The sequence below is a fragment of the Oceanobacillus oncorhynchi genome, assembly GCF_000821065.1.
In the GTDB taxonomy this organism is placed as follows: domain Bacteria; phylum Bacillota; class Bacilli; order Bacillales; family Amphibacillaceae; genus Oceanobacillus; species Oceanobacillus oncorhynchi.
Genome location: NZ_CDGG01000001.1, coordinates 394,267 through 407,874 on the forward strand (window position 1 = coordinate 394,267; position 13,608 = coordinate 407,874).

Annotated in this window: 13 protein-coding genes, 1 pseudogene and 1 riboswitch; of the genes and pseudogenes, 6 read left to right on the top strand and 8 right to left on the bottom strand. The window is 39.6% G+C overall.

Features of this window, described 5'->3' with window-relative positions; all coding sequences use genetic code 11:
* Nucleotides 1-4: 4 nt before the first annotated feature.
* Together BN997_RS01840 and BN997_RS01845 are read right to left on the bottom strand one after the other, a co-directional pair.
* On the bottom strand, nucleotides 5-667 hold the full coding sequence (locus tag BN997_RS01840; protein ID WP_042529138.1) for a TerC family protein: 663 nt from the start codon (nucleotides 665-667) through the stop codon (nucleotides 5-7).
* Nucleotides 668-1,043: 376 nt separating this feature from the next.
* Nucleotides 1,044-1,340, bottom strand: a complete 297-nt coding sequence (locus BN997_RS01845; protein ID WP_042529140.1) for a DUF2653 family protein — start codon at nucleotides 1,338-1,340, stop codon at nucleotides 1,044-1,046.
* A 502-nt stretch (nucleotides 1,341-1,842) separates the two neighbouring features.
* Here BN997_RS01845 and BN997_RS01850 point away from each other — a divergent pair.
* Entirely contained in the window at nucleotides 1,843-2,100 is a 258-nt protein-coding gene (locus tag BN997_RS01850; protein ID WP_042529142.1) for an AbrB/MazE/SpoVT family DNA-binding domain-containing protein, read from the top strand.
* A gap of 76 nt (nucleotides 2,101-2,176) precedes the next feature.
* On the opposite strand, the pseudogene BN997_RS01855 reads toward BN997_RS01850, so the two are convergent.
* The 4 genes and pseudogenes from BN997_RS01855 to BN997_RS01865 form a co-directional block, all read right to left on the bottom strand.
* A pseudogene (locus BN997_RS01855) lies at nucleotides 2,177-2,671 on the bottom strand (LD-carboxypeptidase); the annotation flags it as partial.
* A gap of 139 nt (nucleotides 2,672-2,810) precedes the next feature.
* Complete coding sequence (locus tag BN997_RS01860; protein ID WP_042529144.1) at nucleotides 2,811-4,097, bottom strand: RNA-guided endonuclease InsQ/TnpB family protein; 1,287 nt, start codon at nucleotides 4,095-4,097, stop codon at nucleotides 2,811-2,813.
* A 5-nt stretch (nucleotides 4,098-4,102) separates the two neighbouring features.
* The gene (locus tag BN997_RS23790; RefSeq protein ID WP_374705752.1) at nucleotides 4,103-4,237 is read right to left on the bottom strand and encodes a hypothetical protein; all 135 of its coding nucleotides are present in this window, start codon (nucleotides 4,235-4,237) and stop codon (nucleotides 4,103-4,105) included.
* A gap of 258 nt (nucleotides 4,238-4,495) precedes the next feature.
* Nucleotides 4,496-5,053: a hypothetical protein gene (locus BN997_RS01865; protein WP_042529147.1), complete on the bottom strand. Its 558-nt coding sequence runs from the start codon at nucleotides 5,051-5,053 to the stop codon at nucleotides 4,496-4,498.
* Between the two features lie 239 nt (nucleotides 5,054-5,292).
* Between BN997_RS01865 and BN997_RS22055 the strand changes: the two genes are divergently transcribed.
* Nucleotides 5,293-6,117 carry a helix-turn-helix transcriptional regulator gene (locus BN997_RS22055; RefSeq protein WP_052484868.1) on the top strand — a complete coding sequence of 275 codons (825 nt, stop codon included), beginning with the start codon at nucleotides 5,293-5,295 and terminating at the stop codon, nucleotides 6,115-6,117.
* On the opposite strand, the gene BN997_RS01875 is transcribed toward BN997_RS22055, so the two are convergent.
* Nucleotides 6,090-7,331, bottom strand: a complete 1,242-nt coding sequence (locus tag BN997_RS01875) for an MFS transporter (protein ID WP_084613008.1) — start codon at nucleotides 7,329-7,331, stop codon at nucleotides 6,090-6,092. The two genes, BN997_RS22055 and BN997_RS01875, sit on opposite strands and share 28 nt — an antisense overlap.
* 130 nt (nucleotides 7,332-7,461) lie before the next feature.
* Nucleotides 7,462-7,565: riboswitch (TPP riboswitch) on the top strand.
* Between the two features lie 80 nt (nucleotides 7,566-7,645).
* Here BN997_RS01875 and BN997_RS01880 point away from each other — a divergent pair.
* From BN997_RS01880 to BN997_RS01890, 3 genes are all read left to right on the top strand, one after another.
* A complete protein-coding gene (locus BN997_RS01880) occupies nucleotides 7,646-8,914 on the top strand; it encodes an acetylornithine deacetylase (RefSeq protein ID WP_042529148.1) in 1,269 nt (422 codons plus the stop codon).
* Between the two features lie 38 nt (nucleotides 8,915-8,952).
* The gene (gene tenA, locus BN997_RS01885; RefSeq protein WP_042529150.1) at nucleotides 8,953-9,621 is read left to right on the top strand and encodes a thiaminase II; all 669 of its coding nucleotides are present in this window, start codon (nucleotides 8,953-8,955) and stop codon (nucleotides 9,619-9,621) included.
* A gap of 169 nt (nucleotides 9,622-9,790) precedes the next feature.
* Nucleotides 9,791-10,378 carry a YpjP family protein gene (locus BN997_RS01890; RefSeq protein WP_042529152.1) on the top strand — a complete coding sequence of 196 codons (588 nt, stop codon included), beginning with the start codon at nucleotides 9,791-9,793 and terminating at the stop codon, nucleotides 10,376-10,378.
* A gap of 107 nt (nucleotides 10,379-10,485) precedes the next feature.
* Here the strand turns inward: BN997_RS01890 and BN997_RS01895 are convergent, their stop codons facing one another.
* On the bottom strand, nucleotides 10,486-11,205 hold the full coding sequence (locus tag BN997_RS01895) for an NAD-dependent protein deacylase (RefSeq protein ID WP_042529154.1): 720 nt from the start codon (nucleotides 11,203-11,205) through the stop codon (nucleotides 10,486-10,488).
* A gap of 157 nt (nucleotides 11,206-11,362) precedes the next feature.
* On the opposite strand from BN997_RS01895, the gene htpG reads away from it, so the two are divergent.
* Complete coding sequence (htpG, locus tag BN997_RS01900; RefSeq protein ID WP_042529156.1) at nucleotides 11,363-13,240, top strand: molecular chaperone HtpG; 1,878 nt, start codon at nucleotides 11,363-11,365, stop codon at nucleotides 13,238-13,240.
* Nucleotides 13,241-13,608 lie beyond the last annotated feature (368 nt).

Here is a 13,608-nt window from a genome sequence, read left to right on the forward strand (position 1 = left end):
TTTTTTACACCGTCATTTCTAATTGATTTCTGCGCCATTTCCCAATAAAAAGAACGGCAAGAGTAAGAATGTTAAGGAAGATAAGCTGTCCATATTTCAGCGAAGCAAAAAGCTGCTGTACCAATGCTTCTTCTAACAGCATTTTTCCGGCTGTCCAGGCAAGCAGGCCGGCACCAATGTAAATGATAATTGGAAATTTCTCAATGAGCTTCAAAATCAATTCACTGGCTGTTAAGATAATCGGGATGCTTAAAATAATCCCGGCAATAATCAGAAGTAAATCACTATCAGCAATGGCGGCGATGGCTAGTACATTATCCAAGCTCATAATCACATCAGCAAAGATAATAATCGTAATGGCTTCCCGCAAGGAATTCCCGCTTTTCATCTGGCTGTGATCCTGCTTATCCACTAGTAATTTATATGCTACATACAATAGGAGACACCCGCCGATTAATTGGATAAAAGGAAGCTGCAGCAGGTAAATCATAATAAATACAAAGAGAATCCGAAGTGCGATTGCGCCGAACGTTCCCCAGCGAATAGCGCGTGCCTGAAGATGTTCCGGAAGATTCCGGCTCGCCATTGCAATGACAATCGCGTTATCTCCACTCAGTAAAATATTAATCAGGAGAATCTGTCCGATGGTCTGTATAAACTCCAACATATCTCTCCTTTCCTCATCAAGTCATTGGTTAAGTATATGAGCTTGTACGAGAAATCAGAACAGGCGGGAGGAAAAAATGGAGCAGAAAACAAATAGAACAATAATTCTCTTTTACAGAGGATTCATTATCAAACTCAAAATCCTTATTTTCTTCATTCATAAAGAAAATAAGGATTTTTTGGCTATTATGTACATACATGTTTAGAAACGTTTCTTAAGCTTTTTAAACCATCTTAAAAGAAGTGTTCATCCAGTTAAAAATAAAATAATGAAAATAAATACGCTATTCATAGAAGCGGAGGCTACTGCTCCTGTATCTTCAAAAATATGTAAAGAAACTTAAAAATGAAAAATAGGATGAAAGCTTTGTGAACTATTAACTATTGTATCGAAGACGTGCATAAATGCCGTTTCGTCTGTCTAAATCCAATTTTAAGCCTGCATACGGATCGGCGTGGAGATTTTCTTTGATCCATTTTCTTAATGCAGCAATAATTTGCTTGGTCATCCATTCCTGTTTTCCAGATGATGTCACGACTTCTGCTGAAAATCCAGTGTAATCATCATAAAATAACTCTACTTGGACGTCATCTGCACTCATATTCTGTTCTTCAGCAATGTACATACATATAGCAAGCACAATATCCTCTTCAGGAATAATAAGTTTTTGCATACCTCAAATTCCTCCTGCATATGGTTGGGAGCTTATTTTCAGCTTCCGGTAATGATGCCTACTCTATTCTACTACAAACTCCCTATTTGCATGAAGTAAGAAGTAGTTATAGGGGCATAAACTTTCCCTGGCTTCTTTTTGACCGTTTCTTTTCCGTCCGGGTAAGTTGTAAATCTTTTCGGAAAAAGAAAAATGCGGATGAAAGAGCTTACTTTTTGCTTTGTGTAACGAACGTTTCTAAAAAGGATTATATGGATAGTATATCACTGTCTCAATTGATTTAATAATAAGAGCGACTTCAAATCTGCTATAGCGTATATAAAACGCAGTATATTTTAACCAATAATACTTTCTTACCGTATTTATGGATAGTGATATCGATTACTGCTGCCGCTTTTTCACACTGTTAATAAGTTCCTTTGTTGTTTATACATTTCCAAAAAAGGGTAGAGGAAATGATATAGATAGTTATCTTAAGAAATATAAAAAAGGAGCGTGCAGAATGAAAAGCACTGGTATCGTTAGAAAAGTGGACGAACTGGGCCGGATTGTTATACCTAAGGAATTGCGAAGAAGTTTGAACATACAAGAGCGGGATCCGATGGAAATATTCGTAGAGGAAGACCGAATTATCATACGGAAATACGAAGCTGAAAAGACTTGTTTTATCACAGGAGAAGTCAATGATGATAATATACAGCTGCCGGGCGGATTATATGTAAGTCCAAAAGGAAAAGAAATTCTTAAAGAATATCTTTGATGTGAACCAGAAAGATTGAAACGGAAGGGAGACGCATATGTCTCCTTTTATTTTTGGCAAAGAAAAGCAGCCGGATTTAATCTGTCACAGCTGCTTCCAAAATTGAAAAGGATACCTGATTACAATCAATTTGTGCTAATCTTCCATATGGAATGGGAGTTTTTGGTTCGGTATGTCCAAAAGAAACCCCATATAACACTGGGAGGTCATGCAGCCCGTTTTCTGCTAAAACAGATAGAATAACCTCCTTGTACGCCTCGTAATGTACTTCCCCATAAGGCTTGGCAACAATCATTCCATTCGCTTGGTGTAGAATCCCCTGAGCGGCATAATTTCGAAGCCATCTTTTAATTAATTCCGGTTCCGTTTTTTCCTCTGACGTTTCAAAAAAGAGAATGCTGTTTTGCCATGCTTCCTGCTGCGGCCAAATGGCTGTTCCTTTAGCAAATTCAAGCACTTCGATACAGCCGCCGATGAGGTTGCCTTGAGCGATGCCGCTTCCTTGCAGCAATTCGTAACCCTGATTAGGGTACATTGTTCTGGCAATAGACTTATTGGAAATATCCCACTGTCAACAACCCATGAATGAAGTCACGGGCTTGTAAGGTCTTGTGACCTTTAGAATTTACAGCGGACAACAAGACGATTGTCTTGCCCTTTAAATCACGCGAGAGATACTGTTTGGGCTCCAAGCAACCCGTTTGTATGATTTAAACCACAACGGTTTGTGGTAAAATTTCTTTTTTTGAATAATTTTCTCCGTATTGTTTAAGGTTGAATGCTGCATTAATATCTCGGTCATGCTGATTACCACATGAAGGGCAATCCCATTCTCTTATATTTACATTTCCCTTTAGTACCGTATTCTTATGGCCGCAGGTTGAACATAACTGTGTAGACGCAAAATCTTTCGGTGCTTTGATAAAATATTTTCCTCGTTGTGCTAATTTGTATTTTAGATATAAACGGAAGTCACCAAAACCATTATCCTGCTGATTTTTGGCATATTTCTTATTTTGTCCTATAGCACGAAGGTCTAGATTCTCTACCACAATCATGTCATAACGTTTCGCAAGCGCATAGGCTTTCTTGTGAAGCCAATCTTTTCGTTGGCTGGCTACTTTCAATTGTAACCTAGAAACAACAAGACGTTGTTTCTCCCAACGTTTAGAACCCTTCTTCCTTCGTGATAATATTCGTTGTTCTTTTGCTAGACGTTCTTTCATTTTTCGATAATAGTGAGGATAATTGGCTTTCTTACCCTCATTGTCTACGAAAAAATGAGATTGAGAATAGTCTAGTCCTAGAATACGGGCAGGTGTACCAATGCTTGCTATTTCCAATGGAAATTCAACACAAATAGACACGTCAAATTGTCCTTTCGTGTTCATTGTAACCGTTACATTTTTTATTTTACTATCTTGTGGTAAGGATCTATGTGTGTTTAGCTTTAATCCAACTACTTTTACAGAAGACTTTTGTGCGGATGGAAGATATAATATGTCATCTTTCATGTAGATATTTCCGTTTTGATTGAATGTCGTATAACTGGATTTGCTGCCTTTACGGGAATGAAACTTTGGCATTCCTTTCAAGTCACGAAATGTCGGTTTTATCCCTAGGGTCTTTTGACGTTTTAGAGCAGACTTCTTATATTGTTTCTTATACGCAATCTTGTTAAAAGCAGTTATCGCTTTATTGAAGTGTTGTTTTGCTTCGTTAGAAGCAAATGCGTCTACAAGGTACAAATAAGCTACATTGTCCTCACTTACAGATTGTTTTTTGAATACAGAAACTGTAGGCATACCCATCTTCTTTAAAGAAGGTAGTTTGTCTCCAATTTGATAATTATTCTTTTCCAAATAATCATATAAGTGAGCAACATGTAGATTATATATTTTGCGGTCTGCACCGAAGCATTGACGTAAATACATTTCCACTTCTTGAGAAATAGGGGCAGCACGATACACATAACCACGGTTTATTATTTCAAGCATTGGTTTCACCTTCCGTCATTTTTGTTTTTGGATATCTCTTCGAAGCTGCTCTTTCGTATTTTCACTAACCGTTGCGATAAAGTAGCTAGTATTCCACAAATGACTTCTTTTAATGATTTTTCTATCTCATTCACAATCATTTTTCTTCTGTGCTTTATAGACCACACGAGATGGTATGGAAACGAGTAGACATAACCTCTACCGTGAACAACTTTTGACACAGTTATCACCTCATGTTTATTATACTACGAATCACATCCTATCTATAAAAGATGAACATTACGTTATCTATGATTTTATTCTTTTTTCAAACATCATCTGTGATTTTAGCCAAGAAAGAGAATGTCGGACAATTGAGTTAGCAGAAGCTGACCCTTGTCCGGAGCCGATTCACTTGTTCACTTTTCGGGTGCAGGGATATTGCCGGCTGCATAAGCATAGGAAATACTCCTCTCTGAAAATAAGCAAATGATTCCCAATAGAGAAAAGAGAAACAGTGAAGCTGCTTTATCCTCTAATTTTTTTAGCAGTGGTATATGTTCGAGATTATAAGCAATGAAACCGAATGGGTAGATACTAAAGACGACGATGACAATAAGATGCTCGATGATCTGTGATTTTTTATCCTCGTCTGTCATATAAGAATCGTTCTTCCTAATTGTATCCCCGGCATTAAGCTGTTCAAATTCCTTTTTACTTATTAAGGAAGTTTCTTGAGTAGACATCTTCCGAGTTAATTGCGATAATGCTTCCTCTTCTAAAACAGCATAGTATTTCAATTTACCGAATAAATCACTGGATACCGTTTTACCAACAACAGTAACTTCCTCTTCGTGTCCGCCTTTATCTTGTAACAGCTGATACAGACTCTTTGATTCATCGACTATACCTGTAACCAAGACGCAGAAAACAAAAATCCCAATTGCATACGCAGCTATTTTTTTAAATCGTTCCATGTGTCACATCCTTATCTTCCGGGGTTCCAAAATGCATTGTAGCATTTTAAGATTAAAAAGTATTTGCTGCAGGATTATTTTTCCTGTGTAAAAATTTTACTATTACAATTTATACAATGCTCAGGGGAATTTGAACAGCATTTTAAAATCATGAAAGCTGTTCATATGATAGAATTTAAATATACTTAAGAATAGTAATGATTTATTACAGAAATAAGCAAAATAAGGAAGGGAAATCGATGAATAAAATACTTTCAACGCATCAAGGTCTATTCTTATTTAAAACGGAATTTGAACAGGAAAGTATCCGGCGGTCAGATAATTGTTATAAATTCATCTACTCTCTTGGCGGAGACATGACATATCAGCTGCCTCATCAGGATTTGACTTTTCATGCGGATCAAATGCTGCTGTTGAATCCTTATGACCCCCATCGGCAATTAGAGGTAGCGCATCATAAATTTTTAATCGAATTAAATCCAGGATTGATAAATCAAGCTGCCAAAAATTTGATGAATCATCATTCAGCAGATATTCAATTTGCACAAATGCCGCAGCAATCGCTGCAAATAAAGAAGTGGGTGGCATTTATTCTGGATTATATTGATGTAAGTAATGGGGTAATGGATGCGAGTATGAAGGTATTCCTTGATAACAGCTTTACGCAGTTAGCAATCCTTCTGATGAAAGGAAGTGTAAACAGTTATTATCAGGATGTTCAGCCGGAAGCATACACTGCTGCAGGTTTCCCGATTTATAAAGTGCTGGAGGCAATGAAGGAAAGTTATACATCTAACTGGACATTAGATGATATGGCTGCAATTGCCCAGTTAGATAAGTACCGGCTCTCCCATGTATTTAAAGAGAAGGTGGGTGTTTCGCCATTTTCATGGCTGCAAATCTATCGTATTCAACGCAGTTTGGATAAACTGCAATTTACCGATACGACGATATTGCAGATTGCGATGGATTCGGGGTTTTCTTCTGTTTCTGTCTATAATCGTCTATTCAAGAAACTGTATGGCATGACACCAAGCTATTTTCGCAGGTTAAGCAATACATAAACTCCAGCCAGAATCATCATGCAAGCCCCGCAGATGATAAAAATCAGGTGTATGGAGACCCAATAAGATACAAGCCCGAAGAAACCTAAAGAAATAAAATTAGAAAAATAAAGTAGGACGGCATTGAAGCTAAAGCCTCTTCCCAGCATGTCTGGCGGAATGTACTTTTGCAGTAAATAAACCCTGGATAATCCAGACAGCGGCACCCCGACTGCTACCCAGATAATTCCCAAAACAAGCAGGGGGCCAGCTGGTAAGCCTCCTAAGAATAAAATGCCTGTCCCCCAGATAAGGGAGCTGAGAAGGTAGGTTTTTAGTGTGAATTGTTTAAAGATATAGGGAACAATCAAATTGACAATAATAACAACAATTCCAAACCATCCTGTTACAGCGCTGTACCATACTTCTGCATTATCCATCGTTTCTTGTAACAGTAACAGCAGCCCGACCTGCCACACCCAGGTGTTAAAGAAAACAATAAAAGCTGTCATCTCAAATAAGGAACGGATGGTTTTATGAGTACGGAGCCAGCTAGCAAATTCCCGGATAGCTGTGAATATATTAAATTGCTTTTTATCTGCCTGCTCTTCCTTTAAGGGAATGAATGACAGAAAAAGTGCGCTCACTAGATAGCTGAGTGCATCCAGCGTGAAAAAGTGGATCACACCAATGGTATTCATGAAGATAATGCTGAAAACAGGTCCTAAAACAGTCATTCCCCGTGTGACAGTGTCCGTTAAACTATTTACTGCAGGTCTCTCTCTTTCACTCGTGATAAGCGGGATAATTGCTCGATGCGCCGGATTATATAAGCATCCACATAAATGAATCAAGATGCTTACAATAATTAGATGCCAGTAAGCAAGCTGATTGGAGAAGTCTAACAAAACTAACCCGATGAGAAGCGGAGAACGAAATAAATCGATACGAATCAACCATTTCATTTTAGAAATCCAGTCAGCAATAACTCCTCCAATCAATCCGAACAGCAGGTAAGGAGCAACTTGAGCGATAGCAATCCCCGTGGTATACGCATTAGAAGCAGTTAAATCATAAGCAAGAAATAAAAGAGCCATGCCAGTCATCACATTCCCTAAATTGGAACTGGCAGTAGCGAGCAGATAGTTTCGGACACGTTTATTTTTTTTATGATAGTTATGTACATTAGCTGTAACCTCCTTTGTAAGAAGGTTACAACGTATTCCGGATTTCATCTGTATTGATATTGCGCAAAAAAGCAGCAATATGTATACAGACAAGCAGGTATAGAATCATCCTTCCTTAAATTCTGCTTTACGCTTACAAAACTGTATGGTAATCTAAAAGGGATAAATACATACGCAATGGATCCACTAGGGGTGCTTATTAAGCTGAGAGAGGTATATTGCCTTGACCCTTACCAACCTGATCTAGTTCGTACTAGCGGAGGGAAGTGGGCGGATATGCCTATAGGCAAATGAACCAAACTTTTCTGCCGCTTTCTAAATCAGGAGGCGGTTTTTTTGCGTGCTGAAAAGGAGGTTTTTGAATGGATAGGGTAATTCAGGAGATTCGAAATCGAGAAGACGAATTAATAGCGCTTGTCAGTGATTTGATTCGTTTTGAAACACCAGCCCCGCCTGCAAGAAATACAGAGGCTATCCAAGCTTACATTGCGAACTACTTGAAGGAAATGAATTTTGAAACAGAACAATGGGAGGTTTATCCCGGTGACCCGAATGTCGTCGGCTGTTTACGTGGAACTGCTTCCGATACATACAACAGCTTGATTCTTAATGGGCATGTGGATGTCGCTTCTATAGAGGAAGGTGAAAACTGGAAGCATGCGCCATTTCAGCCAGCAGTGGAAGGACGTACATTATTTGGGCGGGGTGCAGCAGATATGAAAGGCGGTCTGGCAGCGTGTTTATTTGCGATGCGCATATTGCATGACCACCAGATTCGCCTTGGCGGGGATGTTATTCTGCAGTCCGTCATTGGGGAAGAGGTTGGGGAAGCAGGGACGAAGCAATGTGGAGAACGCGGGTATACAGCGGATTATGCCATCGTTGCAGATACAAGTCATTGTGAAATACATGGGCAAGGAGGCGTTATTACCGGCTGGATCACAGTGAAAAGTCCAATCACGCACCATGATGGTACACGTCGCCAGCTCATTCATGCAGGCGGCGGGATGAAAGGAGCCAGCGCCATTGAAAAGATGAATAAGCTCCTTATTGCGTTGCAGGAGCTGGAGCGACATTGGGCAGTGACCAAATCCTATCCAGGCTTTCCCCCAGGAACCAATACCATCAACCCGGCAGTGATTGAAGGAGGCAGACATGCTGCTTTTATTGCTGATGAATGCCGCCTATGGATTACCGTTCATTATTATCCCGATGAGACTTCTGAGCAGGTTGCTGCAGAAATTGAGTCCCATTTACGCAAGACGGCTGAAGCGGATGTCTGGATGCGGGATAATCCACCCGCCTTTGAATGGGGAGGCGAATCGATGATTGTGGACCGCGGTGAAATTTTCCCGTCTTTCTCCGTAGATAAAGAACATGCTGCTTTTGCGATGTTACAGGAGAGTCATAGCAAAGCTTTTGGCGAGGAAGCGAAAGTCCGAATGTCTGAAACAGTAACTGATGGCGGCTGGCTTGCAGCATACGGGATTCCGACGGTCTGCTATGGACCTGGTGAATTGAAGCACGCCCATGCCGTGGATGAGCAGGTAAACATCGACGAGTTAGTAGATTATACAGTGTCCCTGCTGCAATTTATTTTGAAATGGTGTCAAACAGAAAAACAGAAATAAGGCATTTATAAAAATGATGGAAAAGGGAGCGCATATACATGAAATTTACAGAACGTATTCGCAAGACAGCAGATTCGATTTGGGAGAAAAGCCACCAGCATCCATTTGTACAGGGGATTGGTAATGGAACACTCGATATGGAGTCATTTAAATTCTACATGTGTCAGGATTACAAGTATTTGATAGAGTACTCAAAAGTAATTGCGATGGGAACGGTGCTTGCAAAAGATTTAGATACCATGTCCGGCTTTGCTAAATCGCTGGATGAAACCCTGAATTTCGAAATGGAGCTTCATCGTCAGTATGCCGAGCGTCTCGGTATTTCCAGGGAGGAACTAGAATCTACGGTTCCAGGGCCTGTAACGCTGGCCTACAGCAGTAATATGATTGCAGAGGCACAGAAAGGTTCTTTAGCAGCATTGATTGCAGCGATTCTGCCGTGTGCCTGGAGTTATTATGAAATTGGTCTGGAGCTGGCAAAAAAGCCGGGTGCGCTGGAGCATGAACAGTATGGGGAATGGGTGAAAATGTACAGCTCGGATGAATTTGGCTCCATTGGCAAGTGGCTGATTGAAAAATTAGACGAGCTTGCGGAAGGCTGTTCGGAAGCAGAACTGGATCATTTAGAAGCTATTTTTCTGAATACGAGTCGCTATGAATATATGTTTTGGGATATGGCATATAAGCGTGAGGGCTGGCCGGTATAAGGTAAAATCACCCTATATGATTTCTTGAGTTGTAAAAAAATGTATAAACAGAATGTTCCGTATAACAAATTATTTTCTTCCAATATTCAAAAAAGTAGAATGGTTGGATAGACAAGAAATGGATTCATGGTAAAATAAAGAAAACGGATACGGAAAATGGGTGAAGCAGATGAAGCTCTGGTGGAGAAAAATAGCAGTCGTATTTATAACAATTTTAACATTGGGTATCTATACGCCAACAAATCTTTTGGAAGTCGACGCCAATAAGCGAGATGACAGCAGTGTGTCTTCTTCATCGGATCTCGAAACAACATCTGTTATCGAGGAAACCACCCAATCATACAATGTAGAAGATCCAAGGGAAGCTTTTCTTGGCCACCTTCATGAAGAGGCGAAAAAATTGAGTATCGAAAAATTTGGAACGAGGATCGCGGGGAAGGTTGAGGATGAATTTTCTGCTATGATTTTACCGCAGATGGAATTGGTGCTGTCTGATCTTGTCGAGCATTCTGACATATATAAGGATATAGCGATTACCGAAAAACCTTCAGACGGCTATGGAGAGCGGATTTTCAATGTTTCCAATAACAGCACCAGCAAAACATTGGCAAAGTTTCATGTCCGCCGGGAAAACCGGCCATTGGAAGGGTATTATTTTAATTTTCATTACCATTTAAGTGAGGATGGATTCCAAAAGCATTATCATATCGGGGATATTTATTGGAATAAGAATACACCGCCTAAATGGATGGCCTAAGACCGAAATTTGGGGCTGCGGTTACTCGCCCCGCTTAAAACATTTGCCGCCATATTTATTTTAATCCATCAAGAAAGGCAAGGAAGCGTGCAGCGCTTCCTTGCCTTTTATCTGTTATATAATAATTGATCCGTTTCTTCTAAATAAGCCCCAATCTTCCGGTCAAAAACAACTTCATCTGCAAACTCATCTAATGGTGTTTTCTCCTGGTTGACAATGACAAGTTTGGCGCCGCTTTGTTTTGCGATTTCCGGGAATTGGTTGGCTGGCGTAACCGATAGAGAGGAACCTAGCACGATAAATAAATCGGCTTTCTTTGCATGCTCAAACGCAGCAGAAAAGGCATCCTCAGGGAGCATTTCCCCAAATAATACAATAGAAGGTCTGAGTATTCCGCCGCAGGAACAGTGATAGTCTTCATTTAAATAAGCAGAACTGTCGTAGATTTTCCCGCAGCTTTGGCAATGCAGCTCTTGTAGGGTTCCATGAAGCTCATGAACGTGTCTGCTGCCTGCAGCCTGATGAAAACCGTCCACATTTTGGGTAATAATCGATTGGATCAGTCCATTATTTTCCCAATCGGCAAGAATGTGATGTCCTTTATGCGGACCAACTTCTTTGACGCCCAGGACGCGCTCCCGATAAAATTCGATAAAATCCTCTACGTGATGATTTAAAGCATCTACACTTGCGATTTTGCTTGGGTCTTTCTTTCTCCAAAGTCCCCGGTTTGTGGAACGAAAGTCAGGCAGCCCACTCTCTGTAGACATTCCTGCGCCAGTGAAAACGACGGTATGTTTGGAATCTTTTAACCATTCATGAAGCATCGAGACCCCTCCTCTTCTATATATTTTCTATTATACATGTTGTTTAGGCTATATGCGACTAATATTGACAGTTAAAATAGAATATGGTATTCATGTAATAGAGGTTTAGCACTCTGTGAGAGAGAGTGCTAAAAACAGAAAAAGGAGAGAGCGCATTATGGCAAAGCACGAGTTTAAAGCAGAATCACAGAAATTATTAGATATGGTCATCCACTCCATTTATTCACAACGGGAGATTTTCTTGCGTGAATTAATCTCTAACGCAAGTGATGCTATTGACAAGATTTATTATAAAGCATTAACGGATGATGCTTTAACATTCGATCAAAGCAATTACTATATCAAACTGATTCCTAATAAAGAAAAACGTACGTTGACTGTAGTAGATACGGGAATTGGAATGACAAAGGAAGAGCTGGAAGATAACCTCGGTGTGATTGCTAAGAGTGGTTCACATACGTTTAAATCAGAAAATGAAATTAAAGACGGCCATGATATTATTGGTCAATTTGGTGTCGGCTTTTATGCAGCGTTTATGGTTGCGGATAAAGTGACCGTATTAACAAAATCGATTGACAGTGAAGAAGGATATCAATGGGTTTCACAGGGATCAGACGGCTATACGATTACGCCGATTGACCGCGAAGAAGTTGGCACAGAGATTATTCTTGAAATAAAAGAAAACGAAGAAGAAGACAATTATGATACGTTTTTAGAAGAAGCTACTTTAAAACAAATCGTCAAGAAATACTCTGACTTTATCCGCTATCCAATTAAAATGGATGTTACGGAAAGCAAGTTAAAAGAAGGAACAGAAGATGAGTATGAGGATGTAATTGAAGAGCAGACGCTGAACACAATGGTTCCTATTTGGAAGAAAAATAAGAGCGAATTAACAGACGAAGATTATACCAATTTCTATCAGGAGAAACGGTACGGATTTGATCAGCCGTTGCGCCATATTCATATCAATGTAGATGGAGCAGTCCGTTATAATGCAATTCTATTTATTCCAGAGCAAACGCCGTTTAATTATTACTCCAGGGAGTACGAAAAAGGCTTAGAGCTTTATTCAAATGGTGTTTTGATTATGGAAAAATGTGCAGATTTACTGCCTGATTACTTCAGCTTTGTAAAAGGAATGGTCGACTCAGAAGATTTATCCTTAAATATTTCCAGGGAAATGCTACAGCATGATCGTCAGCTGAAAATCATTGCGAAAAATATTCATAAGAAAATAAAACAGCAGCTGTTAAGCCTGCTTCGCGATGAACGTGAAAAATATGAAACATTCTTTAAAGCATTGGGTCAGCAAATCAAATTTGGCGTGTACAGTGATTTCGGCCAGCATAAAGAAGAACTGCAAGACTTGCTTCTATTCTATTCTTCTACAGAGAAAAAGCTGGTAACGTTAGAGGAATATGTATCACGTATGCCGGAAGACCAAAAATATATCTATTATGCTTCTGGAGATTCCAATGAGCGTATTGAAAAGCTTCCGCAAACGGAAATTGTTGCAGATAAAGGCTATGAAATTCTTTATTTCACAGATGAAGTGGATGAATTTGCGATTAAAATGCTGATGCAATATCAGGATAAGGAATTCCGTTCCGTTTCCAGCGGTGATTTAGGAATTGAAGCCGATGAAAAAGAGGAAGAGAAGGAAGAAACAGAAAGTCATAATGAGCTGTTTACAGCAATGAAAGAGGTGCTTGGTGATAAAGTGAAGGATGTTCGGGCTTCCAAGCGTCTGAAATCCCATCCGGTCGTGCTTTCTGCAGATGGTGATATTTCTCTGGAAATGGAGAAAATTATTAATGCGATGCCGGATAATCAGCAGATTCAGGCAGATAAAGTGCTGGAAATCAATGTAGACCACAGTATTTTTAAAGCACTCGAAGCAGCGCAGGGGAATGATCAGGATAAACTAGCGTTATATACCAACCTGCTTTACAATCAGGCGTTATTGATTGAAGGGCTGCCGATTGAAGATCCAGTGGCATTTACGAATGATATGAGTAAGATTATGGTTTGATGAAAAAGCATCGTGTGGAAGGCATAGCCTTCTATGCGGTGTTCTTTTGTTTAAAGGATAGTGAATTTTATTAATTTTGATACAGATAGCAATAAAACCTATCTAGCGTAGTGTTTTTCCGGAGCGGCTATTTTCAGCTATCTTTATAAACATTCTTATTTTTTAAGCTGATAACTTTTAGAAATTTTCCTATCTTGTTTAATTTTTAAGGTTATGAAATAGCATAGTGAGGGAATACAATGATTAGGTCGGCAGTTAAATGAAGCTGGGAAAGAAGCATTTTTAACTAAAGGTGTTTAGCAGAGGGAGGAAAAGTGTACACTAATGAAAAAGCAATCGTTTGCCTGCCATAGAATCGTCACATTTCA

Coding starts and splice junctions, on each gene's coding strand:
- BN997_RS01895 (WP_042529154.1), bottom strand. CDS start 11,205: ATGCTTCATGAATGGTTAAAAGATTCCAAACATACCGTCGTTTTCACT.
- BN997_RS23790 (WP_374705752.1), bottom strand. CDS start 4,237: ATGATTGTGAATGAGATAGAAAAATCATTAAAAGAAGTCATTTGTGGA.
- BN997_RS01880 (WP_042529148.1), top strand. CDS start 7,646: ATGGATAGGGTAATTCAGGAGATTCGAAATCGAGAAGACGAATTAATA.
- BN997_RS01875 (WP_084613008.1), bottom strand. CDS start 7,331: ATGAAATCCGGAATACGTTGTAACCTTCTTACAAAGGAGGTTACAGCT.
- BN997_RS01865 (WP_042529147.1), bottom strand. CDS start 5,053: ATGGAACGATTTAAAAAAATAGCTGCGTATGCAATTGGGATTTTTGTT.
- BN997_RS01845 (WP_042529140.1), bottom strand. CDS start 1,340: ATGCAAAAACTTATTATTCCTGAAGAGGATATTGTGCTTGCTATATGT.
- BN997_RS01860 (WP_042529144.1), bottom strand. CDS start 4,097: ATGCTTGAAATAATAAACCGTGGTTATGTGTATCGTGCTGCCCCTATT.
- BN997_RS01890 (WP_042529152.1), top strand. CDS start 9,791: ATGAAGCTCTGGTGGAGAAAAATAGCAGTCGTATTTATAACAATTTTA.
- htpG (WP_042529156.1), top strand. CDS start 11,363: ATGGCAAAGCACGAGTTTAAAGCAGAATCACAGAAATTATTAGATATG.
- BN997_RS22055 (WP_052484868.1), top strand. CDS start 5,293: ATGAATAAAATACTTTCAACGCATCAAGGTCTATTCTTATTTAAAACG.
- BN997_RS01850 (WP_042529142.1), top strand. CDS start 1,843: ATGAAAAGCACTGGTATCGTTAGAAAAGTGGACGAACTGGGCCGGATT.
- tenA (WP_042529150.1), top strand. CDS start 8,953: ATGAAATTTACAGAACGTATTCGCAAGACAGCAGATTCGATTTGGGAG.
- BN997_RS01840 (WP_042529138.1), bottom strand. CDS start 667: ATGTTGGAGTTTATACAGACCATCGGACAGATTCTCCTGATTAATATT.